Consider the following 22,675-nt stretch of genomic DNA (forward strand, 5'->3'; position numbering starts at 1 on the left):
GCCGTATAGTTAGCAAAGGTAATGACACATGCTAACCAAACCCCAGCCCAAGACGGACCTGCGCAGCGACGCCGGCCTGGCTTCAGCCCTGCGCGTCTCAATGGCAAGGCTGACCAGGCGCCTACGACGACAGGCGGCAGCCCACTCGCTGACTCCCACACAGTTCGCGACGCTCGCCGCGGTGGAACGGCATTCCGGGATAACCCCCGGCGAATTGGCCGAGCTCGAGAAGGTTCAGCCACCCTCGATGACGCGCGTGATCGCCGCCCTAGAGGAGCGCGGACTGGTCTCGCGCAGCCCACATCCGACCGACCGGCGACAGGTGACCGTGACGATCACCGAGGCCGCCGAGAAGCTGCTGAAGGAGGAGCGGCGCCGCAAGGAGGCGTGGCTGACGCAGCGGCTGAAGGAGCTCTCGCCGGAGGAGCGGGCGGTGCTGCGGCAGGCGGCGCCGATTCTGGAGAAGCTCAGCAGGATATAGAGCCTGAAGAACCCAAGACCGGGATGTTCCGGTCGCTCAGGATTCCCAACTACCGCATGTTCGCGGCGGGTGGCATCGTCTCCAACGTCGGCACCTGGCTGCAGCGCACCGCCCAGGACTGGCTGGTGCTCGACCTCACCCACGGCAGCGCGGCGGCGCTCGGAACGGCGACCGCGCTGCAGTTCCTGCCGATGCTGATCTTCGGGATGTTCGGCGGCGTGCTCGCCGACCGCTACCCCAAGCGGCCCATCCTCATCGCCGCCCAGTCGCTCATGGCCACCCTGGCACTGACCATCGGCGTGCTCACCATGACGGGCTCGGCCCAGGTCTGGCACGTGTACGTGATGGCGTTCCTGCTCGGCCTGATCTCCTGCGTCGAGGTGCCCACGCGGCAGGCGTTCGTGGTCGAGATGGTCGGCCGGCGCGACCTGTCCAACGCCATCGCGCTGAACAGCTCCATCTTCAACCTCGCCCGCGTGGTCGGCCCGGCGCTCGCCGGTGTGCTGATCTACGTGCTCGGCGGCACGGGGCCCATCTTCCTGATCAACGCGACGACCTTCGGCGCGGTGATCTCCAGCCTGGTCTTCATGCGCAGGTCCGAGCTGAACCCCGCCGCGCCCGTGCCCAGGGCCAAGGGCCAGCTCCGCGAGGGGCTCCGGTACGTGATCGAGCGCGAAGAGCTGCTCATGCCGGTGCTGCTGATCGGGTTCGTGTCGATGTTCTCGCAGTCGTTCTCGATGTCGATCGCGCTCATGGCGCGCGAGGTGTTCAAGGCCGGGGCGTCCTCGTTCGGGCTGGCCTCCAGCATGTTCGCGGTGGGGGCGCTCGGGGGCGCGCTGCTCGCGGCGCGCCGGGCGCGCCTGTCACGCAAGGTGCTGATGGCCGGGGCGCTCGGGTTCGGGCTCTTCCAGATCGCCACCGGGCTGGCCCCGTTCTACCCCGTCTACCTGCTGCTGCTGATCCCGACCGGGATCGCGCTGATCACCATCAACACGGCCGCCAACGCCAGCGTCCAGATCGCCACGTCCCCGGACATGCGGGGCCGGGTCATGGGGATCTACATGCTGGTGTTCACCGGCGGGGCTCCCGTGGGCGCGCCGCTCATCGGCTGGCTGTCGGAGCTGGGCGGGCCGCGGGCGGGTGTGATCCTGTCCGGCGTGCTGGTGCTGGTCGGCACCGGGCTGGCGATGCTGGTGACGCGCCTGATCACCGCCCGCGTCGCGAAGCCGGCGCTCGCCGTCGCCTGAGCCCCCACCCCTGGGGCCCAGGCGGCAGGTGGGCACGAGACAATCAGGTGGTATGAGGCTGTTCGCGGCGCTGGTGCCGCCCGACGAGATCCTGGACGAGATCTCGCGCGCCATCGCGCCGCACGTCGGGCAGGTGCCGGGGCTGCGCTGGCCCGACCGTGCCACCTGGCACATCACGCTGGGCTTCTTCGGCGAGGTGCCCGAGCAGGTGCTGCCCGAGCTGGAGGAGCGCCTGGCCCGCGCCGTACACCGCTACAGCGTCCTCGACCTGGCCTTCACCGGCTTCGGCGCCTTCTCCTCCGCCCGCCGGGCCAGGGTCTTCTGGGTGGGCGTCACGGGCGACTCCATGACGAGGCTGGCGGACTCGGTCAAGGCGGGCGCCCGGCGGGCCGGGGCCGTACAGACCGATGAGAAACGGTTCCACCCGCACCTCACGCTGGCCCGCGCCAAGACGGAGACGGACCTGCGCCCGCTGGTCGAGTCGCTGTCCGGGTTCAGCGGCTCGCCGTGGCGGGCGGAGCAGGTCCGTCTCGTCCGCAGTCACACAGGGCCCCAGGTGAGGTACGAGTCACTCGCCGAATGGGCGCTCGCACCCTCCGGGCAGAGCTAGGCTCCAGACCGTGGATCGTCCTCGCATGTGGCTGCTACCGATTGTGCTCGGCCTGCTCCTGCTCATCGTCGTCGTCGGCGCCCTGGTGAGCTGATCTACCAGGCGTAGTCCTCGGGGGCCGTGCGGTGCCCGGGGAAGATCTCGTCGAGACGGGCCAGCGTGGCCTCGTCAAGGTCGATCTCCAGGGTGCGCAGGCTGCCCTCGAGCTGCTCCAGGGTGCGCGGGCCGATGATCGGCGCGACCACCGCCCGCTGCTTGAGCAGCCAGGCCAGGGCCACGTACGCCGGGTCCTCGCCCAGCTCGTCGCAGAGCTTCTCGTACTGCTCGATCTTGTCGCGGTGCTTCTCGAGCTGCTTGACCATGTGCTCGGAGGCCGAGCGGCCCTTGTCGATCTTGCGCAGCACGCCGCCGAGCAGGCCGCCGGCCAGCGGGCTCCACGGGATCACACCGAGCCCGTAGTCCTCGCACGCGGGCAGGACCTCCAACTCGACCGCGCGGGTGAGCAGGTTGTAGTGGGACTGCTCGCTGATGAGGCCGTTGGCGTTACGCCGGGCGGCCGCCTCCTGGGCCTTGGCGATGTGCCAGCCGGCGAAGTTGGACGACCCCACGTAGATGATCTTGCCCTGCTGGCGCAGGACGTCCATCGCCTCCCAGAACTCCTCGTACGGGGTGTCCCGGTCGACGTGGTGCGCCTGGTAGATGTCGATGTAGTCGGTCTGCAGCCGCTTCAGCGAGGCGTCGCAGGCCCTGCGGATGTTGAGGGCGGACAGCTTCTGGTCGTTGGGCCAGTCGCTCATCTTGCCGTTGAGCTTGGTCGCGATGACGGTCTTCTCCCGGCGCCCGCCGCCCTGGGCGAACCACCGGCCGACGATCTGCTCGGTGATGCCCTCGCCCAGCTTCCAGCCGTACACGTTGGCTGTGTCGAAGAAGTTGATCCCCAGCTCCAACGCCCGGTCCATGATCGCGAAGGAGTCTTCCTCCGTGGTCAGGGGGCCGAAGTTCATGGTGCCGAGGCAGAGCGGGCTCACCTGCAGGCCACTGCGTCCGAGGTTGACGTAATCCATGACTTCAACCCTAAAGACCTGGAGTGCACTCCAGGCCATACACCAGGTCCATGATCTCCCATGGAGCGCTGACGGACCTCCGCGCTTCATGATCGCTTTTCTCCGCGCCGCCGTGCCGCTGTTCCTGGCGATGGTCGCGGGCATGGTCGGCTCCCTGGTGGTCACCTCGGCCCTCGGCAAGCATGACACAGGGGATCACCGGCCTGTGGGTGGCCATGGCGGGTGGCCAACGGGCTCCTGGTGGTGCTCCAGGGCACCGGCTTCCACCGCCACAGCGCCAGGGTGGGTCGGGTCCTCGTCGGCTAGAAACCCGGGAGGGACAGGTCGCCCGCCCAGGCTTTGTACGTGTACTCGGCGAGCTTGCGGATCCGCCCGGTGTTGACGTCGATCGCGTACGTGACCTCGCCCAGCGTGGGCACGCCGCCCTTCTTGCCCCCCCAGGTGCCGCTGCTTGCCCTGTCGCTGATCACCACTTCCGTGGAGCTGTGCCAGCCGCCGATGCGCGGGCCGCGGACGTCCTTCGGGACGTCGGTGAACTTGGCCCTGGAAAGGACCTTGCCGGTGGTGACGTCGAGCGTGACGATCGTGTCGACGGGGCGGGTCACCAAATGGTCCTTGATCTCTTCGCCGTCGAGGTAGGCCACCGTGCGCCCGTCCGCGGACAGCTCGCTGACCTGCCGCGACGTCTTGTTCAACGGCGTCACCTGCCCGCCGTCGAACACCCCCAGCCGGTCCTCGTCGTCGCTGACCACGACCGGGCTCCCGCCGTTGCCGATCCGCCGCACGCGCCACCCCTCGGGGATCTCGGTCACCTGGCCCGTCTCCATGTCCACCACGGAGCTCGTCCCGCCCAGCAGGCCGAGGTGGCGCCCGTCAGGTGAGAGCACCAGCACCATCCCGTTCTTCACCATCGTCTCCCGCGTGACGGTCTGCGGGGTGAGCCGGATCCGGCCGTCGGCCAGGTCCCGGACCGCGAACTTCTGGTCCTTCTCGCTGTAGTACGCCACCCGCCTCCCGTCCGAGGAGATCGTCAGGGGGCCGCCGGTGTTCATGTAGTTCTCGGGGGTCTGCTCGGTGTACACGCTGAGCGCCTCGGGCATCCGGAAGCTCCCGCCGGTGCGGGTCACCAGCCGCCACTGGGCGCATTCCTTGCCGAAGGTCCTGGTGTTCTTCCGGTAGTCCCACTCCCTGCCGCAGAAGTCGTAGTACGCGTACGCGGCCGGGTCCACGCCGGAGGCGGGGAGCACGTTCGCGATCTCGCCGCTCATGGTGGCGCCGCCCGGGGTGGTGATCAGGACGGTGGCGGTGAGCGCGGCCGCGACCAGCGACGCCAGCGCCGAGCCGAACGTCGCCGCCTTCCACCTGCGTGCCCCCCGCACCGCCCGCTCGGCCAGGTCGACCTCGGGCGCCTGGGCGGCGATCAGCTGGAGCTCGTCACGGAACCGGGTCATCGGTAGACCTCCTCGGGATCGACGTCGTGAAGCAGTTCGGCCAGCTCGGGGGCGAGGTCGCGTAAGCGGCCGAGCGCGTGGCTGGTCTGGCTCTTGACCGTGCCGGGCGAGCAGCCGAGCAGGTCGGCCGTCTCGTCGACGCTGCGGTCCTCGTAGTACCGCAGCACCAGCACGGCCCGCTGCCGTGGCGTCAGGCGCAGGAGAGCCCGCTGCAGCGCCATGCGGTGCAGGCTCGCGTCCTCGGGTCCGGCCCCGTGCCCGATCTCCGGCGGGTACGCGGTGAGCGTCTCCTTGGCCCGCCTGCGCCGCCGCCAGGAGATGTGCTCGTTGACGAGCCCCCTGCGGACGTACGCCTCCGGATTGCCGTCCTTCATCAGCTTCCGCCAGTGCCTGGCCGTCCGCATCAGAACGGTCTGCAGCAGGTCCTCGGCCTGCTGGGCGTCGCCGGTGAGCAGGTACGCGGTACGCATCAGCGCGTGCTGGCGTCCGCGGACGAACTCCCTGAAGCCCTCATATGGGTCCATGCGTCTCCTTCCACCCGCTATCAACGCGGACACGAGCGGCGGCGTTGGAGGTCGGTCTTGGGCGGCGACTCGTGGGGCATGATGTCGGAGTGGGGGATGGAGTGATGCGGGCGCTGGCCGCCGCGGGGGCTGTGGCGATGGCCACCTGTGTGCTGTTCACCGTTCCCGCCCGTGCGGCGGTGGCGGACGAGGGGATGGAGAAGCTTTTCACCTTCAAGGACCCCAAGATCACGGAGTCCAGCGGCCTGGCCGTCTCGCCGACGCACCCGGACACCTACTACACGCACAACGACAGCTCCGCCAGCCCCACCTTCTACGCCGTGGACGGCAAGGGGCGGACGCGGGCCACCTTCCAGGTGAAGGGCGCCCAGGCGAGAGACTGGGAGGCCATGGCCGCGACCAAGGACCCGGTCACGGGGCAGGCCACGCTGTGGTTCGCGGACATCGGCGACAACCTCAACGGGGCCTGGCCGGACGTCTCCATCTACCGCGTGGTGGAGCCCCAGACCATCAAGGACGCCACCCTGCCCGCGACCCGCTACCGCTTCCGCTACGCCGACGGCGGCCGCAACGCGGAAGGCATCATGATCAACCCCAAGACGGGGCGCCTCTACGTCGTGTCCAAGGAGTTCTCGGGGTCCGTCTACGCCGCGCCGAAGAAGCTCCGTACCGACAGGACGAACGTCCTGCGCAAGGTGGCCACCGCGCCCCTCATGGCCACGGACGCCGCCTACGCCCCCGACGGCTCCTCGTACGTCATCCGCACGTACTTCTCGGCCACCCTCTACCGCCCGTCGGGCGAGATGATCACCAGAGTGTCGATGCCGGAGCTGAAGCAGGCGGAGTCGATCACGTACACGGCGGACGGCAAGTCCCTGCTCACGGGCACGGAGGGGCCCCGAAGCCCCGTCTACCGCGTCACGATCCCCGACGCCGCCCGACCCGCCACCACCGCCGCCCCCAGCCCGACCGCGGCCGCGCGGCAGGCCCCCGCGAAGGACGCGGGCACGACCTCCCAGGCGGCCGTCGACGCGGGCACGACCGGCTTAACGGCCAAGGACATCCTGATCTGGATCGCCGCCGCCGCGACCGCCCTGGGCACCATCACCTTCATCGCCCGCCGCACCCGCTGACCCCACCCCATCCGGCCCCGTACGCCGCTCGGAATGATCGATCGTGAAACGCGATCGTTCCGATGAAAAACATGCGTTGGACTCATAGATGCTCCATCGCCCAGGCTGTCCGCATGACGGCGATGAGACCTCGAACGGACGGCCGCCTGTCGCGCGGGCTGCTCCTGCTCATGTCAGTGGCGACCGGGTTGGCGGTCGCCGGCAACTACTTCGCGCAGCCGCTGCTCGACCTGATCGGCCGGGAGCTCGGCGTCGGGCCCTCGCAGGCGGCGCTGGTGGTGACGGCCGCGCAGGGCGGGTACGCGCTGGGGCTGATCCTGCTGGTGCCGCTCGGCGATCTGGTGGAGCGGCGGCGGCTGGCGGTGGCGCTCTACGCGGCGACCGCGGTGTTCCTGCTGGTGTCGGCCACCGCCCCCAACGGCACGGTGCTCCTGGCCGGCACCGCCCTGACCGCGCTGACCTCGGTGGGAGCGCAGGTCGTGGTGCCGTTCGCGGCGACGCTGGCGGACCCGGCCGAGCGCGGCCGGGTGGTCGGCACCGTGATGACCGGGCTGATGCTCGGGCTGCTGCTGGCGCGCACCGCGTCCGGCGCCCTGTCGGAGCTGGGCGGGTGGCGGACGGTCTACTGGGTGAACGCGGCCCTGATGGTGCTGATGGCCGTGCTGCTGCGTACGTTCCTGCCCCGGCTCGGCGGGGACGGCGGCCGCCTGACCTACCTCGGCCTGCTGCGCTCGACGGTGGCGATGTTCCGGTACGAACCGCTGCTGCGGTGGCGGGCGGGGATCGGCGCGTTGAGCCTCGCCTCGTTCAGCGTGCTGTGGACGGCGCTGACCTTCCTGCTGTCGGGGTCGCCGTACGACTGGCCGGAGTCGGCCATCGGCCTGTTCGGGCTGGTCGGCGTCGTGGGCGCGCTGACCGCCACGGTGGCGGGGCGGCTGGCCGACCGCGGATACGTACAGGTCGTGACCGGCGCGGGGACGGTGCTGCTGGTGGCGTCCTGGCTGGCGCTCGCGGCGGGGGCGCGGTCCCTGATCTGGCTGGTCGCCGGCGTGGTCGTGCTGGACCTGGCGCATCAGGCGGTGCTCAACAGCAGCCAGAACGTCCTGTTCGCGCTGCGGCCCGAGGCCCGTAACCGGATCAACTCGGCCTTCCTCACCGTCTTCTTCGCCGGGGGAGCGGTGGGGTCCGCGCTGGCGTCCGTGGTCTGGGTGTACGAGGGCTGGACCGGCGTGTTCGTCCTGGGCGCCGCCCTTTCGGCCGGGACCGTCGTGCTCTGGGCCCTGGAACGCATCACCGTCAAGCGGTCGGCGGGCGAATCCCCGAAGACCGTGCTCCGTACCCCCGCCACTGCCAAAGGAGAATGAACGTGTCACGCACCGTACTGATCACCGGGGCCACCGGAACCGTGTCCACCGCGCTGATCGACGCGCTGAAAGGAACCGAGGTCGGCCTCCGCGCTCTCGTCCGCGACAAATCCGGCGTGGACGGCCTGTCCGAGCAGGGGGCCGAGGTCTTCGTCGGTGATCTCGACGACGCCCGGTCGCTGCCGCCCGCCTTCGAGGGCGTGCAGGACGTGTGGCTGCTCACCCCGAACGGCCCGCGCGCCCCGGAGCACAGCATGAACGCCGGGTGGGCCGCCCGCCAGGCGGGGGTGGAGCGCGTCGTCCGCCTGTCCGTCGTCGGCGCGGCGCACGACGCGCCGAACCGCAGCGGCAGGCTGCACGCGCTGTCCGACCAGGAGCTCGAACGGCAGGGTATGCGCTGGACGATCCTGCGCCCGCACTGGTTCATGCAGAACCTGCTGAACGAGGCGGCCGACATCGCCGCCACCGGCACGTTCTCGCTGAACCTGGCCTCGGCGCGGATCGGCATGATCGACGTACGCGACATCGCCGGGTGCGCCGCCCGCGTGCTCCTCGACGACCCCGACCGTCACCACGGCGAGACGTACACGCTCACCGGCCCGCGCTCGCTGACGTTCGACGAGGTCGCCGATCAGTTGAGCCTCGCTCTCGGCAGGTCGGTCACGTACCTGCCGGTCGGCGACGACGCCAAGCGCGAGACGCTGCTCGGCTACGGCGTCCCGACCTGGATCGTCGACATGCTGGAGGAGTACGCGCAGGCGTACGCCTCCGGCTGGGGCGACTTCACCACCGACACGGTCGCCGCCCTCCTCGGCCGCCCTCCGCGCGACATCGCCGACTTCGCCCGCGACCACGCCGCGGCGTTCACCCCGACCGGAGGCGCCAAGTGACGCGATCGATCAGGGCCCTCGGCGCGATCCTCGCCGCGCTCGCGCTGGCCGTCACCATGGGCGGCCCCGCCGGAGCGGTCGCGGACCGGCGGGCCGGGGAACTTCCGGCCTCGATCTCGCTGCCCGACGGCTTCCAGCCCGAGGGCATCGCCACCGGCGCCGGACCCTTCGCCTTCATCGGCTCCATGGCCGACGGTTCCATCTACCGCGCCGACCTGCGCACCGGGCGCGGCGCGATCATCAGCCGCGGACCCGGCACGCCGTCACTCGGCATGAAACTCGACTCGCGGGGCCGGCTGTTCGTGGCGGGCGGCACGGGCGGTGACGCGCGGGTCGTCGACTCCCGCACCGGCCGGGTGCTGGCCTCCTACCGGCTGGTCACCGGCCCGGCGTTCGTCAACGACGTCATCCTCACCCGGAACGCCGCGTGGTTCACCGACTCCACCAACCCGGTGCTCTACAAGCTGCCGCTGCGCGGCGGACGGCTGCCCGCCACCGCGGTGCGGATCCCCCTCACCGGGGACCTGGAGTACGGCGACGGCTTCAACGCCAACGGCATCACGCCCACTCCGGACGGCCGGGGCCTGATCGTCGTGCAGTCGAACACCGGCGGGCTGTTCCGCGTCGACCCGTCCGGCGCGACCCGCCGGGTGGACCTGCACGGCGAGTCGCTGCGGGAGGGCGACGGCCTGTTGCTGCGCGGCCGGACGTTGTACGCGGTGCAGAACCGGCTCAACGCCGTGGCCGTCCTGCGGCTGAACGCGACGGGGACCGAGGGCCGCGTCGTGCGGCGGGTGAGCGATCCCAGGTTCGACGTGCCGGCGACCGTGGCCGCCTTCGGGTCCCGGTTGTACCTCCCCAACGCCCGCTTCGACACGACGCCGACCCCGGACACGCCGTACGACGCCGTCGCCATCCCCCGGCCCTGACCAGCGTCAGGACGGCGAGGGACCCGTCCGCCGCCCCTGCCCGCGCATGGTCGCGGTGAAGAACTCTCCGCGCAGGGCCTGCCCGACCACCTCGATCGAGCGGGCCAGCCGGACCAGGCGCGGGCCCTCGTGCCGGTAGACGTCGAGCACGGCCTCGATCGCGTGCGGCGGCAGGTGCCCCTTCAGGTCGACGGCGGCCTTCCGGTAGCCGGTCCTGGCCGCCTCGACGGCGGCGTCGACGTGATAGCGCGCCATGCTGACCAGCGCGATCGGATGGCGCCGGAGGACCTCGTGCTGCCGGTAGTCCGGCGGGAGCGCGTCCAGAAGCCAGGTCGTGGCGGACAACTCCCAGTCGGGGACGCTGGGTGGCCGGACCTCGGGTGGCCACTCCGGCGGAAGATACATGCCGCCATCGTACTCATGTTCGACTGAATGTCCTTTAAAGGCCCGCTGTGCTCACCGGCTCAAGTGCTGGATCGCCCGGATATAGCGGGGACGGCCGGTTAGCCGGAAAATCGTCGTGTGACGGAGAAGATCGGAGTCGTGGGGGCGGGCATAGTCGGCCTGGCCGTGGCGCGCGAGCTGGCCAAGGCCAGGGGCGCCGAGGTGACCGTGCTGGACAAGGAGCCGCACGTCGGCGCCCACCAGACCGGCCACAACAGCGGCGTCGTCCACGCGGGCATCTACTACCCGCCGGGCTCGCTCAAGGCCCGGCTGTGCCGCGAGGGTGTGGCGCTGCTCAAGGAGTACTGCGCCGCCAACGCGCTGCCGTACGACGAGGTCGGCAAGCTGGTCGTCGCGAGCACCCGTGCCGAGCGGCCGCTGCTGAGCGCGCTGGCCGAGCGGGCGCGCGCCAACGGCGTGCCGGGCATCGCCGAGCTCGACGGGCTGGCGCTGCGCGAGATCGAGCCGCACGCGGTCGGCGTCGGCGCGATCCACTCGCCGCACACCGCGATCTGCGACTTCCCCGCGGTCGCGCGGCGGCTCGCGCTCGACGTGGAGGAGATGGGCGGGTCAGTACGGCTCTCGCATCCGGTCAGGGCGATCAGGGAGCGGTCCGGGGGCGTGGACGTGCTCGCGGCCAAGCGGAAGTTCACCTTCGACCGGCTGGTGGTCTGCGGCGGCCTGGGCACCGACACGGTGGCCGGGATGGCGGGGCATCCGGGAGATGTGCGGATCGTCCCGTTCCGAGGGGAGTTCTACGCGCTCCAGGGCGCGGCCAAGGATCTCGTCCGCGGGCTGATCTATCCGGTGCCGGATCCGCGCTACCCGTTCCTGGGGGTGCATCTGACGCGCCAGATCGACGGCGGGGTGCTGGTGGGGCCGAACGCGGTGCTCGCCCTGGCCTACGAAGGCTACACCTGGCGAAATATCCGAAATTTCGGTCAAATTCTTGGCTGGCCGGGGACACTGCGCATGGCCAGGAGCCACTGGCGCACGGGGATCAAGGAGGTCTACGGGTCCCTCGTCAAAGGCGCGTTCGTCCGGGGCGCCCGCCGCTACGTCCCCGAGCTCACCGCCGCCGACCTCGTACGGGCCCCCGGCGGCGTCCGCGCCCAGGCCGTCGCCAGGGACGGCCGCCTGGTCGACGACTTCGTGGTGGACGTGCACGGCAACATCGTCCTGGTGCGCAACGCGCCCTCGCCCGCCGCCACCTCCAGCCTGGCGATTGCCCGGCACATTGCCGGAATTGTCCCAGCACTCGTCCGATGAGGGCATCCTTGGATGTGATGGAATCACGCCTGCTGATCGTCGAGGACGATCCCAACATCCTCGAGCTCCTGGCCGCGAGTCTGAGGTTCGCGGGTTTCGACGTGACCACCGCGAAGAGCGGCCACGACGCCGTCGCCGCCGTGCAACGGCACCGGCCCGACCTCGTCGTGCTCGACGTCATGCTGCCCGACCTGGACGGATTCGAGATCGTCCGGCGGCTGCGCGGCGGCGGGCTGCACACGCCCGTGGTGTTCCTGACCGCCCGTGACGAGACCGAGGACAAGATCCGCGGGCTCACGATCGGCGGCGACGACTACGTGACCAAGCCGTTCAGCCTGGAGGAGGTGGTCGCCAGGATCCACGCGGTCCTGCGCCGTACGAACGGCGACCTCCCGGCCGCCCCGCCGCGGCTGACGTTCGCCGACATCGAGCTGGACGAGGAGAGCCACGAGGTGTGGCGCGGGGGCAACGCGGTGGCGCTGTCGCCGACCGAGTTCAAGCTGCTGCGCTACTTCATGACGAACGCCGGCCGCGTCCTGTCCAAGCCGCAGATCCTCGACCACGTGTGGGACTACGACTTCCGGGGCGAGGTGGGCATCGTCGAGTCGTACGTGTCCGTGCTCCGCCGGAAGATCGACAACCGCAGCCCCCGGCTCATCCACACCCTGCGCGGTGTCGGATACGTCCTACGCCTGCCACCGAGTCCCTGATGCGCGGCCTGCCGCTCCGGATCAAGCTCATCGCGTCGATGCTGGCCCTGCTGGGGTTCGGCATGACCTTCATCGGCCTGGTGAGCGTCTCGGTGCTGCACGGCTACCTCATCGACCGGGTGGACAGCCAGCTCGGCCTGCTCAACGCCCGCATGCACAAGAAGGTCGTGAGCGACTGGCGCAAGGACAGGGAGACCTCCGAGCGGCCGATCATCATCGAGTCCGACGCGATCATCCTGGTCAAGGAGCCGGGCGGCGACTTCGTGCCGATGCTGACCGACCGCGACGTGGACCTGAAGCCCAAGCCGGTGCTGTCGCCCTCGCCGGGCACGGAGGCGTACACGGCGCCGGCGATCAAGGGGGACGGCGAGTGGCGGGTGCTGGAGCGCGTGGTCCAGCGGCAGACGCTCGTGGTCGCGGTGGACCTGGAGGAGGTCGACGCGATCACCAGGCGGCTCGTGCTCATCGAGCTGCTGGGCGGCGGCGGCATACTGCTCCTCCTGACCGTCGCGGGCATCACGATCGTGCGGCGGAGCATGCGCCCGCTCGGCCAGATCGAGCGCACGGCCGAGGCCATCGCCGGCGGTGAGCTGGGCCGCCGGGTGCCGGACGCCGACCCGCGTACCGAGGTCGGGAGCCTGGCCAACTCGCTGAACGGGATGCTCGCCCAGATCGAGGCCGCCTTCGCGGCGCGGTCGGCGTCGGAGGCGGCGGCCCGCCGCTCCGAGGACCGCATGCGCCAGTTCGTCGGCGACGCCTCCCACGAGCTGCGCACCCCGCTGACCTCCATCCGCGGCTTCGCCGAGTACGCCAGGCAGAACCCCGGCGCCGACCCCGCCGAGCTGATGCAGCGCGTGGAGAAGGCCGCGGGCCGGATGAGCCTGCTGGTGGACGACCTGCTTTTACTGGCCAGGGTGGACCAGCAGCGGCCGCTGAAGATGCGCCCGGTGGACATGCTGGCGCTGGCCGCGGACGCCGTGCAGGACGCCAGGATCCTCGCGCCCGACCGGATCATCAAGCTGGACGTGGTCGGCGGCGCGGCCCTGATCGTCTCGGGCGACGAGGTACGCCTGCGCCAGGTCATCAGCAACCTCGTCACCAACGCGATCATCCACACCGAGCCCGGCTCGCCGATCATCGTGCGCATCGGGGCGGGCTCGGAGACGCTGTTCCTCGAGGTCGTCGACAACGGCCCCGGACTCACGCCCGAGCAGGTCGAGCACGTCTTCGAACGCTTCTACCGCGCCGACTCCGCAAGATCGCGCCGCCGTTCCGGCGAGGACCGGGGCAGCGGGCTCGGCTTGGCCATCGTGCGGGCGCTGGTCCAGGCCCACGGCGGCACGGTCACGCTGGACAGCTCGCCGGAGGCCGGCTCCACCTTCCGGGTCGAACTCCCACTCGCCTTGGAGTGAGCCTTCAGCTAACCCTCAGGTCGCTGGGTCACTCTAAGTAGGTGACGAAACCCGAGGCGCTGATCATGGTGGTGGACGACGAGCCCAGCATCAGGGACCTCCTGTCCGCCAGCCTGCGCTTCTCCGGGTTCGAGGTGCTGACCGCCGCCGACGGGCAGGAAGCCGTGGAGGTGGCCGACCGGGCCTCGCCCGACCTCGTGGTGCTCGACGTGATGCTGCCGGACCTCGACGGGTTCGAGGTGGCCAAGCGGATCGACGCCCCCGTGCTGTTCCTGACCGCGCGCGGCGACACCGAGGACAAGATCGCGGGCCTGCGGGTGGGCGACGACTACGTGACCAAGCCGTTCAGCCTGGAAGAGGTGCAGGCCAGGATCCGGGCGGTGCTGCGGCGCACGCGCGGGGAGGGCGCGCCGGCGAGCAAGCTCAAGGTGGCCGACCTGGAGCTGGACGAGGACGCCCGCGAGGTGTGGCGGGCCGGCCGGCAGGTGCGGCTGTCGCCGACGGAGTTCAAGCTGCTGCACTACTTCATGGTCAACGCGGGGCGGGTCCTGTCGAAGGCCCAGATCCTCGACCACGTCTGGAACTACGACTTCGGCGGTGACGCGGGCGTCGTCGAGTCGTACGTGTCCTACCTCAGGCGCAAGGTGGACGACGTCGAGCCGCGGCTCATCCACACCCTCCGCAGCGTCGGCTACGTGCTGCGGGAGCCGCCCGGCTAGGCGCGACACTCGCCACCTGCGGTGGACCGCCGGACGCGGCTCACCGTAGCGTGGGTCGTATGGAGCCGCTGGCCGCGCCGGAGACTAGCGTGGGCCGTATGGATCTGCTGGCCGCGTTGGAGGCGCTGCGCCGGCCGCTGGATCGCGAGCTGTTCCCGCTGGCGGTCGGTGAGGCGGCGCGAGACCGGCGTGCGCTGCGCGAGCTGGCCGGGCAGCTCGACGACTACCTGCTGCCCCGGCTGCGCGCGCTCGACGCGCCGCTGCTGGCCGTCGTCGGCGGGTCCACGGGGGCGGGCAAGTCCACGCTGGTCAACTCGCTGGTCGGGGCCGACGTGAGCGAGCCGGGCGTGCTGCGGCCCACCACGCTCGTTCCCACGCTCGTGGTCAGCCCGGCCGACCAGACCTGGTTCATGGGCCAGAACGTGCTGCCCGGCCTGTCCCGCGCCACCGGCACCGGCCCGGGGGCGCTGCGGGTGGTCACCTCCGACGCGCTGGGCGCCGGCCTCGCGCTGCTCGACGCGCCCGACATCGACTCGGTGGTGGTCGCGAACCGGGAGCTCGCCGCCCAGCTGCTGGCCGCCGCCGACCTGTGGCTGTTCGTCACGACCGCCGCCCGTTACGCGGACGAGGTGCCGTGGAGCTTCCTGCGCTCCGCCCGCGAACGCAGCACCGCCCTGGCCCTCGTACTCGACCGGGTGCCCCCGGACGCCGTCGAGCCCATCTCGCGCGACCTGACCCGTCTCCTCGCCGAGAACGGCCTCGACGGCACGCTGCTGTTCACCGTCCCCGAGGCGGCGCTGCCCTCGGAGAAGGCCAGGCTGCCGGAGGAGACCGTGCGGCCCATCTCCTCCTGGCTCACGGGGCTGGCCACCGACGCGGCGGAGCGGTCCCGCGTCGTACGCCAGACGCTGTCCGGGGCGCTCGACAGCCTGGCCACCCGGGTGCCCGCGCTGGCCGTGGCCGTCGAACGCCAGCAGGCCGCCTTCGACACCCTGCGCTCCGTCGTGGCGGGCGCCTACGCGGGCGGCATCGCCGACTTCGACGCGGGCATGCGCGACGGGTCGCTGCTGCGGGGCGAGGTGCTGGCCCGCTGGCAGGACTTCATCGGCACCGGCGACCTCATGCGCTCCCTGGAGAGCCGGGTCGGGTGGCTGCGCGACAGGATCGTCGGCTTCTTCACCGGACAGATGCCGGAGGGCCAGCTCAGGGACGCCCTGGAGAGCGGGGTGGGGGCGCTCATCAGGGGCGCCGCCGACGGGTCCGCCGAACGCGCCCTGGAAGGCTGGTCGGCCGCGCCCGGCGGGCCCGGCCTGCTGGAGCGGCTCGGCCCGATGGAGTCCGCCCGCCTCGGCCGCGCCGCCCCCGACGTGGGCAAGCGCGCGGAGGCGACGGTCCGGGGGTGGCAGGAGTTCGTCCTGGACCTCGTACGCGAGGAAGGGCGCGAACGGCGGACGGCCGCCCGCGTGGCCTCGTTCGGGGTGAACGGGGCGGGGCTGCTGCTCATGCTGGGCGTTTTCGCCTCCACGGGCGGGCTGACCGGGATCGAGGTGGGGATCGCGGGCGGCACGAGCCTGCTGTCGCAGAAGCTGCTGGAGGCCGTCTTCGGCGACCAGGCCGTGCGGACGCTGACCGTGCGGGCGCGGGACGACCTGCGGGATCGGGTGCGGCTGCTGCTGGAGGAGGAGTCGTACCGGTTCACAGCCCAGCTGGAGGCGATGGAGCCGCCCCGGGGGACGGCGAACGCGCTGCGCGGCGCGGCCGAGCGCATCCACGCCCACCGCGCGGAGCTCCCGGCGACGGCGGCGGGCGGACAGGACGCGACCGCGGGTGGACAGGACGTGACCACGGGTGGAGAAGGCGCGACCGCGGGTGGACAGGACGCGACCGCGCGTGGAGAAGGCGCGACCGGGGACGGACAGGACGCGGGGGACACGCCGTGAAGCTGCTGCGCCGCAAGGAGGGCCCGTCCCTCGACTCCCGCCTGGCCGCCCTGCTGGAGGCCGCCGAGCTGGCCGAAGGGCGGCTGCCGGAGGAGGCGGTGTCCGGCGCGCGGACGGTCGCCGAACGGGCCGGCGTGCGCCGTACCCTCTCGATCGACCACACCGTGGCCGCGCTGGCGGGCGCGACGGGCAGCGGCAAGTCGTCGCTCTACAACGCACTCGCCGGCACGGACCTGGCGGCGGTGGGCGTCGTACGGCCCACCACCTCGGCCGCGCAGGCGGCGCTGTGGGACGGGGAGGGCTCGGGCCCGCTGCTGGACTGGCTGGACATCCCGCAGCGCCACCCCGCCGCCTCCGCCTCCGCCTCCGACCTGTCCGGACTCGTCCTCCTCGACCTGCCCGACCACGACTCCATCCAGGTGTCCCACCGCCTGGAGGTGGACCGGCTGGTGGAGCTGGTGGACCTCCTGGTCTGGGTGGTGGATCCGCAGAAGTACGCCGACGCCGCCCTCCACGACCGCTACCTGCGCCGGCTGGCCGCCCACCGAGGCGTCATGCTGGTGGTGCTCAACCAGGTCGACCGCCTGCCGGAGAGCGCCGTCGACCGCTGCCTCCGAGACCTGCGCCGCCTCCTGGACGAGGACGGCCTGGCGGGCGTGCCGGTCCTGGCCGTCTCCGCCCGCACCGGCGCCGGCCTCGCGGAGCTCCGCGCGCTCCTGAACGACCGCGTCGCGGAGCGCAAGTCCTGGTCCACCCGCCTGGCGGCCGACATCACCACCGCCGCCGCCCGTCTCGGCGCGCCGGAGGAGGCCCCGGCGGGTCAGGCGATGGACCGGGCGCTCACGGCCGCGCTCTGCGAGGCGGCCGGGGTGCCGCTGGTCGTGGAGGCGGTGGCCAAGGGGCACCGGCACCGTGCCGTCGTGGCCACGGGCTGGCCCGTCACCCGCTGGATCCGCAAGCTCAGGCCCGACCCGCTCCGCAGGCTCCGCATCGGCGCCATGGCCCCGGTGGGCGAGCTGCCCGCGGGTGGGTCTTCGGGGAAGTCGGCCGGTTCGGGGCAGGGGCCTGGGGCAGAGGTCGTCGGCCGTACGTCCGTCCCGGCGGCCTCGGCCGTGCAGAGGGCCAGGGTCGAGACGGCGATCAGGGACGTCGGCGAGGCGGCCGCGGCGAACCTGCCCGGCCCGTGGGCGGCGGCGGTGCGGCAGGCGGCGCGGTCCCGCTCCCAGGAGCTGACCGACGCGGTGGACCGGGTGGTGGCCACGACGTCCGCCGGTGCGACGCGGCGGCCCAGGTGGTGGCGGGCCGTGAACGTCCTGCAGTGGCTGGTGTTCGCGGCCATGCTGGCCGGTGCCCTGTGGCTGGGCGGGCTGTTCGGGATGGACTACCTGCGCCTGCCGCAGCCGCCGCTCCCGACCGTGGGCGTGGTGCCGTGGCCGACGGTGCTGCTGGTGGGCGGGGCGCTGGCAGGTGTGCTGATCGCGCTGCTGTCCCGGCTGGCCGCCTGGGCGGGCGGCAGGCGACGGGCCCGGCGCACGGCCAGAGCCCTGCGCACGGCCGTGGGCCGGGTCGGCGACGATCTCGTGCTGGCCCCCGTGCGGGCGGAGCTCGGCCGGTACGCCCGCTTCACCGAGGCACTCACCCGAGCCCGCGCCTGAACCCGCCCGGCTCACCCGGAACGCGCGATGCCGTCGCGCCGGGAGCAGTAGAGCAGTACGGCTCAGCGCGTGCTTCCGGGCCGGGAGCAGTACGGCTCAGCCCGTGCCTCCGGGCCGGGAGCAGCGCGGCTCAGCGCGTGCCGTCGCGCCGGAGGAGGACGGTCGCCAGGGCCGCGCCCGCCAGTGCGAGGCCGGAGGCCGCCAGAAAGGGCGCCGAGGCCCCTAATCGTTCCCCGGTCACCCCGGCCACCCCCGACCCCAGCGCACCCCCCACGCCGATGGCCGTGGAGACCCACCCGAACGCCTCCGCCTGCGCCCCCGGCGCGAACTCGTCCACCAGCAGCGACGACGTCGTCAGCGCCGGATTGAGCGCCAGCCCCCCGCCGAACAGCACCATCCAGAACACCGGCCACGACTCCACCAGCGCCAGCGGCGCCAGCACCGCCCCGAGCGCCAGCATCAGCGCCACCAGCCGCACCCCGGCCCGGGACCGCCAGGATCGGGCGCCGTAGGCGGCGGCCCCCGCGATGCCGCCCACGGACAGCGCCGCCACCAGCACCCCGGTGGCCGCGGGCGCCTGGCGGGCGGTGGCCAGCGCGGGCACGCCCACCTGCAGCGCCCCCAGCGTCCCGCCGAGCAGCAGCACCACGGCCAGCAGCACCGCCATCCGCCGGTCCGCGAACACCCGCCCGCGCTCCCGCTCGGGCCCGCGAGCCCCCGACCGCAGTGCCCGGGCGAAGCCCAGCGTCGCGGCCCCCGCCGCGACGGCCACCAGAGCCAGCCCCAGCGAGGTCGTGGTCAGCGCGATCACCGCCCCGAACGCCAGCGGTCCCACCAGCATGGCCAGCTCCTGCACCAGGTAGACCAGGCTGTAGGCGGCGGTACGCCCCTCGTCCGGCACGCGGCGCCCCCATTCGAGCCGCATGCTCACGGAGACCGGCGGCAGCCCGGCCCCGGCCACCCAGGCCAGCGCCACCACGACCCACCAGAGCCGGTCCCCGGCGGCCACGACCAGCGCGACGAGCGCGGCCACGTGCACCAGCGCGGTGACGGCCAGCACCGGCCTGGACCCGCGCCGGTCCATGAGCCGCCCCTGCACCGGCCGCCCCATGCCCACCCCCATGGCGAACGCCGCCGCGGTCACCCCCGCCAGCGTCAGCGAGCCGCTCGCGCCCTGCACCACCAACACCGTCCCGATGGGCGCCACCTGCTGCGTGAGCTGCGCCAGGAACCCGAGCACGGCCTGCGCGGGCACGCCGGGCAGGCCGAGCAGGGTTCGATGACGCGGGCCTCCCATGGGCCGCACGCTATCCCGAAGATCAGGACACCGCGCAGCCCTCTGCCTTGTTGTTCGGGCGCGGGCGGCCCCATGCGGCGGTCCTTCCAATCGGCGAACACACCTGAGGAGATGTCCGGATAAACCGGGGTTGTTTCACCCCGCGTCGAGAGAGCGGCCGATCGTGCGCAGCGCCGACAGGAGCGGGCGCAGGAGGGGATGGGCGTCGGAGCCGCGGCGTACGGCGGCGAAGACGCGGCGCTCGGGCCCCGGCGTCCGCCGGACCGCCACCCCGGTCAGCGCCATGTCGCGCAGGGCCAGCCGCGGCACCAGGGCCACCCCCGCCCCCGCCCCGACCAGGGCGACGACGGCACGGAAGTCGTCGGAGCAGTGGGCGAGGTTCGGCGTGAAACCCGCCTGCTGGCAGGCGAACGTGATCACGTCGTGCACCGGGTTGCCCGGGTAGGGGCCGATCCAGGTCTCGGAGGCGAGCGAGGTCAAGGTCGCCTCCGACGCCAAGGGGTGGTCGTGGGGGAGCACCAGGTCGAACGGCTCGGCGTAGAGGGGCAGCCGGGACAGGCGCCGGTCGGCCGCGTCGGGAGCGCCCCGGTACTCGACCGTGACGGCCAGGTCGGCCTCGCCGTCCAGCAGCATGGCCAGGCTGTGGTCGCCCTCGGCGTCCAGCACGCGTACGTGCAGCCCGGGGGAGGTGGCGCGCAGGGCGGCGATGGCGGGGGAGAGCACGGCGCCGATCGCGGTGGCGAAGCAGGCCACGGTGACCTCGCCGGCCTCGCCCGTGGCGTACGCGGCCACCTCGGCCTTGGCGCGTTCGAGCTGGGAGAGCACCTCGTTCGCGTGGCCCAGCATGATCTTGCCGACGGCGGTGAGGTGGACGCCGCGGCCGTCGCGGGTGAACAGCCGGTGGCCCACCTCGTGCTCCAGCGCGACGAGCTGCTGGGACACCGCGGAGGGGGTGAGGTGCAGCGCGGCCGCCGCGGCGGTCACCGTGCCGTGGTCGGCCACCGCCCGCAGCGTGCGCAACCGCCGCGCGTCTATCAACCGTGCTCCTTTGCCTCACTCCGTGAGGCGCGCCCGATCGCTGGGATCCGTCGCAGCGAGAATACTCACCCGCCGGTCATGACCACGCACGACCGGGTCAGGACGGCCGGGCGAGGGCGGTCGGCCAGGGCGGCGGGCCGGGACGGCCGGGGCTCTGCGCGCTCAGGGCCCCGGCGGTCGGCCGCCCTTCCGGGCGGGGTGTCAGCCGCGGGCCTGGATGAACGCCTGGACGGCGCGGTCGACGTCCTCCGCGGAGTGGGCGGCGGAGAGCTGGACGCGGATCCTGGCCTGGCCGTGCGGCACGACCGGGTACGAGAAGCCGATGACGTAGATGCCGAGGTCGAGCAGGCGTTCGGCCATCGCCGCGGCCTCGGAGGCATCGCCGATCATCACGGGCACGATCGGGTGGTCGCCGGGCAGGATGTCGAACCCGGCCTCGGCCATCTCCGCCCGGAAGCGCGCCGTGTTGGAGCGGAGCTGCTCGCGGGCCTCGTTCGAGGTCTCCAGCAGGTCGAGGATGCGCAGCGACGCGGAGGCGATGACGGGGGCGAGCGAGTTGGAGAACAGGTACGGGCGCGAGCGCTGGCGCAGCAGCTCGCAGATCTCCTTGCGGGCCGAGACGTAGCCGCCGCTGGCGCCGCCGAGCGCCTTGCCCAGGGTGCCGGTGATGATGTCGATCCGGTCGGTGACGCCGTGCAGCTCCGGCGTGCCGCGGCCGGTCGGCCCGACGAAGCCGACGGCGTGGGAGTCGTCGACCATCACCATGGCGTCGTACCGCTCGGCCAGGTCGCAGATCTCCCGCAACGGCGCGAGATATCCGTCCATGGAGAACACGCCGTCGGTCACGATCAGCCGCCGCCGCGCGTCCGACGCCTCCTTGAGGCGGGCCTCCAGCTCGGCCATGTCGCGGTTGGCGTAGCGGAAGCGCTGGGCCTTGGAGAGCCTGATGCCGTCGATGATGCTGGCGTGGTTGAGCGCGTCGGAGATCACCGCGTCCTGGGCGTCGAGCAGGGTCTCGAACACGCCGCCGTTCGCGTCGAAGCACGAGCTGTAGAGGACGGTGTCCTCCATGCCGAGGAAGTCCGACAGGCGAGCTTCGAGCTCCTTGTGCACCTCCTGGGTGCCGCAGATGAACCGTACGGACGCCATGCCGAACCCCCACCGGTCCAGCGCCTCCTTGGCCGCCTCGATCACGGTGGGGTTGTCGGCCAGGCCGAGGTAGTTGTTGGCGCAGAAGTTCAGGACCTCGCGCCCGGCGACGCTCACCGACGAGCTCTGCGGGGAGCCGATCACGCGCTCGGGCTTGAGCAGTCCGGCCTCGGTGATCTCGTCGAGCGTCGTACGCAGCTGCTCGCGCACGTTCGTGAACATTCAGGCGCTCCTGTTCATGGTCGCGGCCGCTTCGGCCTCCGTTGGCTCGTCCCTCGCGCTCTCCGGCCGAGCTCCTCCGCTCCAATCGAGAATGACCTTGCCCGTGCGGCCGCTCGCGGCCGTGTCGAAGGCGGCGTCGAAGTCTTGGTACGGGAACCGGTCGGTGATGACGGGGGTGAGGTCGAGGCCCTTCTCCAGCAGGACCGACATGTTGTACCAGGTCTCGAACATCTCCCGCCCGTACACCCCCTTGATCGTGATCATGGAGGTCACGACGGTCGCCCAGTCGACGGCGAACTCCTCGGCGGGCAGCCCGAGCATGGCGATCTTCCCGCCGTGGGTCATGTTCGCGATCATGTCGCGCATGGCCTGCGGGTTGCCGGACATCTCCAGCCCCACGTCGAAGCCCTCGCGCATGTGGAGCTGGCGCATGCCCTCGGTGATCGAGGTCCTGGAGACGTTCAGGGCGAGGGAGACGCCGAGCTTGCCGGCCAGGTCGAGCCGCTCGTCGCTGACGTCGGTGATCATCACATTGCGCGCGCCGACGTGCGTGGCCACGGCCGCGGCCATCAGCCCGATGGGGCCCGCCCCGGTGATCAGCACGTCCTCGCCGACCAGGGGGAAGGACAGTGCGGTGTGTACGGCGTTCCCGAACGGGTCGAAGATGGCCGCCACGTCGGGATGGACGGGGGCCCGGTGCACCCAGACGTTGGAGGCGGGCAGCGTGACGTATTCGGCGAAGGCGCCGTCCCTGTTGACGCCGAGGCCCACCGTGTTGCGGCACAGGTGCCTGCGGCCCGCCATGCAGTTGCGGCACTTGCCGCACACGAGGTGGCCCTCGCCGCTGACGAGGTCGCCGACGGCGACGTCCTCGACGCCCGGCGCCACCTCGACCACGTGGCCGGAGAACTCGTGCCCGACGATCAACGGGAGCGTCAGGGTATGCCGCGCCCAGTCATCAAATTTCCGGATATGCAGGTCGGTGCCGCAGATGCCGGTCCGCAGGACCCGGATCTTCACCTCGCCGGGACCCACCTCGGGCTCGGGCACGTCAACAAGCCAGAGGCCGGCCTCGGCCTTCTCTTTGACCAGCGCTTTCATGGCTCCATTCCCCCCAGTCCGAACCT

Annotated in this window: 21 protein-coding genes; 13 read left to right on the forward strand and 8 right to left on the reverse strand. The window is 71.9% G+C overall.

The annotated features are described in order from the left end of the window. Nucleotides 1-28: 28 nt before the first annotated feature. Genes ACWDX9_RS04015 through thpR form a run of 3 tightly spaced genes read left to right on the forward strand, consistent with a single transcriptional unit; the run spans nt 29 to nt 2,338 of the window. Nucleotides 29-481, forward strand: a complete 453-nt coding sequence (locus ACWDX9_RS04015) for a MarR family winged helix-turn-helix transcriptional regulator (RefSeq protein ID WP_355376980.1) — start codon at nt 29-31, stop codon at nt 479-481. Nucleotides 482-504: 23 nt separating this feature from the next. Beyond that, nucleotides 505-1,728, forward strand: coding sequence for an MFS transporter (locus ACWDX9_RS04020; RefSeq protein WP_449948767.1), 1,224 nt, complete (start codon nt 505-507; stop codon nt 1,726-1,728). 52 nt (nt 1,729-1,780) lie between these two features. After that, on the forward strand, nt 1,781-2,338 hold the full coding sequence (gene thpR, locus ACWDX9_RS04025) for an RNA 2',3'-cyclic phosphodiesterase (protein WP_350738481.1): 558 nt from the start codon (nt 1,781-1,783) through the stop codon (nt 2,336-2,338). Nucleotides 2,339-2,433: 95 nt separating this feature from the next. On the opposite strand, the gene ACWDX9_RS04030 is transcribed toward thpR, so the two are convergent. From ACWDX9_RS04030 to ACWDX9_RS04040, 3 genes are all read right to left on the reverse strand, one after another. Then, nucleotides 2,434-3,402 (reverse strand): aldo/keto reductase, encoded by a 969-nt coding sequence (locus ACWDX9_RS04030; protein ID WP_449948769.1) that lies wholly within the window; start codon nt 3,400-3,402, stop codon nt 2,434-2,436. Nucleotides 3,403-3,704: 302 nt separating this feature from the next. Beyond that, nucleotides 3,705-4,853 (reverse strand): hypothetical protein, encoded by a 1,149-nt coding sequence (locus tag ACWDX9_RS04035; RefSeq protein ID WP_449948772.1) that lies wholly within the window; start codon nt 4,851-4,853, stop codon nt 3,705-3,707. Continuing rightward, nucleotides 4,850-5,377, reverse strand: coding sequence for a SigE family RNA polymerase sigma factor (locus ACWDX9_RS04040; RefSeq protein ID WP_449948774.1), 528 nt, complete (start codon nt 5,375-5,377; stop codon nt 4,850-4,852). The genes ACWDX9_RS04035 and ACWDX9_RS04040 overlap by 4 nt, the downstream gene beginning before the upstream one ends. A gap of 89 nt (nt 5,378-5,466) precedes the next feature. On the opposite strand from ACWDX9_RS04040, the gene ACWDX9_RS04045 reads away from it, so the two are divergent. The 4 genes from ACWDX9_RS04045 (at nt 5,467) to ACWDX9_RS04060 (ending at nt 9,693) form a co-directional block, all read left to right on the forward strand. Continuing rightward, a complete protein-coding gene (locus tag ACWDX9_RS04045; protein ID WP_449948777.1) occupies nt 5,467-6,510 on the forward strand; it encodes a hypothetical protein in 1,044 nt (347 codons plus the stop codon). 122 nt (nt 6,511-6,632) lie between these two features. Next, nucleotides 6,633-7,874, forward strand: coding sequence for an MFS transporter (locus ACWDX9_RS04050; protein ID WP_449948779.1), 1,242 nt, complete (start codon nt 6,633-6,635; stop codon nt 7,872-7,874). Nucleotides 7,875-7,876: 2 nt separating this feature from the next. Continuing rightward, entirely contained in the window at nt 7,877-8,764 is an 888-nt protein-coding gene (locus tag ACWDX9_RS04055) for an SDR family oxidoreductase (protein ID WP_449948781.1), read from the forward strand. Next, a complete protein-coding gene (locus tag ACWDX9_RS04060; RefSeq protein ID WP_449948784.1) occupies nt 8,761-9,693 on the forward strand; it encodes a superoxide dismutase in 933 nt (310 codons plus the stop codon). The genes ACWDX9_RS04055 and ACWDX9_RS04060 overlap by 4 nt, the downstream gene beginning before the upstream one ends. 6 nt (nt 9,694-9,699) lie before the next feature. On the opposite strand, the gene ACWDX9_RS04065 is transcribed toward ACWDX9_RS04060, so the two are convergent. Continuing rightward, nucleotides 9,700-10,098 carry a hypothetical protein gene (locus ACWDX9_RS04065; protein ID WP_449948785.1) on the reverse strand — a complete coding sequence of 133 codons (399 nt, stop codon included), beginning with the start codon at nt 10,096-10,098 and terminating at the stop codon, nt 9,700-9,702. A 117-nt stretch (nt 10,099-10,215) separates the two neighbouring features. On the opposite strand from ACWDX9_RS04065, the gene lhgO reads away from it, so the two are divergent. From lhgO to ACWDX9_RS04095, 6 genes are all read left to right on the forward strand, one after another. Then, complete coding sequence (gene lhgO / locus ACWDX9_RS04070) at nt 10,216-11,406, forward strand: L-2-hydroxyglutarate oxidase (RefSeq protein ID WP_364263702.1); 1,191 nt, start codon at nt 10,216-10,218, stop codon at nt 11,404-11,406. A gap of 17 nt (nt 11,407-11,423) precedes the next feature. Further along, nucleotides 11,424-12,116 (forward strand): response regulator transcription factor, encoded by a 693-nt coding sequence (locus ACWDX9_RS04075; RefSeq protein ID WP_225963761.1) that lies wholly within the window; start codon nt 11,424-11,426, stop codon nt 12,114-12,116. After that, the gene (locus ACWDX9_RS04080; RefSeq protein ID WP_449948788.1) at nt 12,116-13,528 is read left to right on the forward strand and encodes a sensor histidine kinase; all 1,413 of its coding nucleotides are present in this window, start codon (nt 12,116-12,118) and stop codon (nt 13,526-13,528) included. The genes ACWDX9_RS04075 and ACWDX9_RS04080 overlap by 1 nt, the downstream gene beginning before the upstream one ends. Before the next feature lie 65 nt (nt 13,529-13,593). Then, nucleotides 13,594-14,247 (forward strand): response regulator transcription factor, encoded by a 654-nt coding sequence (locus ACWDX9_RS04085; protein WP_350738546.1) that lies wholly within the window; start codon nt 13,594-13,596, stop codon nt 14,245-14,247. Nucleotides 14,248-14,345: 98 nt separating this feature from the next. Then, nucleotides 14,346-16,187 (forward strand): ABC transporter, encoded by a 1,842-nt coding sequence (locus tag ACWDX9_RS04090; protein ID WP_449948790.1) that lies wholly within the window; start codon nt 14,346-14,348, stop codon nt 16,185-16,187. Next, the gene (locus tag ACWDX9_RS04095) at nt 16,184-17,842 is read left to right on the forward strand and encodes a YfjP family GTPase (protein WP_449948791.1); all 1,659 of its coding nucleotides are present in this window, start codon (nt 16,184-16,186) and stop codon (nt 17,840-17,842) included. The genes ACWDX9_RS04090 and ACWDX9_RS04095 overlap by 4 nt, the downstream gene beginning before the upstream one ends. A gap of 130 nt (nt 17,843-17,972) precedes the next feature. Here ACWDX9_RS04095 and ACWDX9_RS04100 read toward each other — a convergent pair whose 3' ends face one another. From ACWDX9_RS04100 to tdh, 4 genes are all read right to left on the reverse strand, one after another. Further along, nucleotides 17,973-19,139 carry an MFS transporter gene (locus ACWDX9_RS04100; protein ID WP_449948795.1) on the reverse strand — a complete coding sequence of 389 codons (1,167 nt, stop codon included), beginning with the start codon at nt 19,137-19,139 and terminating at the stop codon, nt 17,973-17,975. 135 nt (nt 19,140-19,274) lie between these two features. Beyond that, nucleotides 19,275-20,177, reverse strand: a complete 903-nt coding sequence (locus tag ACWDX9_RS04105; protein ID WP_449948798.1) for a LysR family transcriptional regulator — start codon at nt 20,175-20,177, stop codon at nt 19,275-19,277. A 201-nt stretch (nt 20,178-20,378) separates the two neighbouring features. Beyond that, nucleotides 20,379-21,548, reverse strand: coding sequence for a glycine C-acetyltransferase (locus ACWDX9_RS04110; RefSeq protein ID WP_449948801.1), 1,170 nt, complete (start codon nt 21,546-21,548; stop codon nt 20,379-20,381). After that, the gene (gene tdh, locus ACWDX9_RS04115; RefSeq protein ID WP_449948803.1) at nt 21,549-22,649 is read right to left on the reverse strand and encodes an L-threonine 3-dehydrogenase; all 1,101 of its coding nucleotides are present in this window, start codon (nt 22,647-22,649) and stop codon (nt 21,549-21,551) included. Nucleotides 22,650-22,675 lie beyond the last annotated feature (26 nt).

This window comes from Nonomuraea sp. NPDC003201, from assembly GCF_053590415.1.

Bases quoted from the DNA above. Each gene is read 5' to 3' on its own strand.
- ACWDX9_RS04110 (WP_449948801.1), bottom strand. From the start codon at position 21,548: ATGTTCACGAACGTGCGCGAGCAGCTGCGTACGACGCTCGACGAGATC.
- ACWDX9_RS04015 (WP_355376980.1), top strand. From the start codon at position 29: ATGCTAACCAAACCCCAGCCCAAGACGGACCTGCGCAGCGACGCCGGC.
- ACWDX9_RS04085 (WP_350738546.1), top strand. From the start codon at position 13,594: ATGGTGGTGGACGACGAGCCCAGCATCAGGGACCTCCTGTCCGCCAGC.
- thpR (WP_350738481.1), top strand. From the start codon at position 1,781: ATGAGGCTGTTCGCGGCGCTGGTGCCGCCCGACGAGATCCTGGACGAG.
- ACWDX9_RS04040 (WP_449948774.1), bottom strand. From the start codon at position 5,377: ATGGACCCATATGAGGGCTTCAGGGAGTTCGTCCGCGGACGCCAGCAC.
- tdh (WP_449948803.1), bottom strand. From the start codon at position 22,649: ATGAAAGCGCTGGTCAAAGAGAAGGCCGAGGCCGGCCTCTGGCTTGTT.
- ACWDX9_RS04065 (WP_449948785.1), bottom strand. From the start codon at position 10,098: ATGTATCTTCCGCCGGAGTGGCCACCCGAGGTCCGGCCACCCAGCGTC.
- ACWDX9_RS04100 (WP_449948795.1), bottom strand. From the start codon at position 19,139: ATGGGAGGCCCGCGTCATCGAACCCTGCTCGGCCTGCCCGGCGTGCCC.
- ACWDX9_RS04050 (WP_449948779.1), top strand. From the start codon at position 6,633: ATGAGACCTCGAACGGACGGCCGCCTGTCGCGCGGGCTGCTCCTGCTC.
- ACWDX9_RS04035 (WP_449948772.1), bottom strand. From the start codon at position 4,853: ATGACCCGGTTCCGTGACGAGCTCCAGCTGATCGCCGCCCAGGCGCCC.
- ACWDX9_RS04090 (WP_449948790.1), top strand. From the start codon at position 14,346: ATGGATCTGCTGGCCGCGTTGGAGGCGCTGCGCCGGCCGCTGGATCGC.
- ACWDX9_RS04080 (WP_449948788.1), top strand. From the start codon at position 12,116: ATGCGCGGCCTGCCGCTCCGGATCAAGCTCATCGCGTCGATGCTGGCC.
- ACWDX9_RS04075 (WP_225963761.1), top strand. From the start codon at position 11,424: ATGGAATCACGCCTGCTGATCGTCGAGGACGATCCCAACATCCTCGAG.
- ACWDX9_RS04020 (WP_449948767.1), top strand. From the start codon at position 505: ATGTTCCGGTCGCTCAGGATTCCCAACTACCGCATGTTCGCGGCGGGT.
- ACWDX9_RS04030 (WP_449948769.1), bottom strand. From the start codon at position 3,402: ATGGATTACGTCAACCTCGGACGCAGTGGCCTGCAGGTGAGCCCGCTC.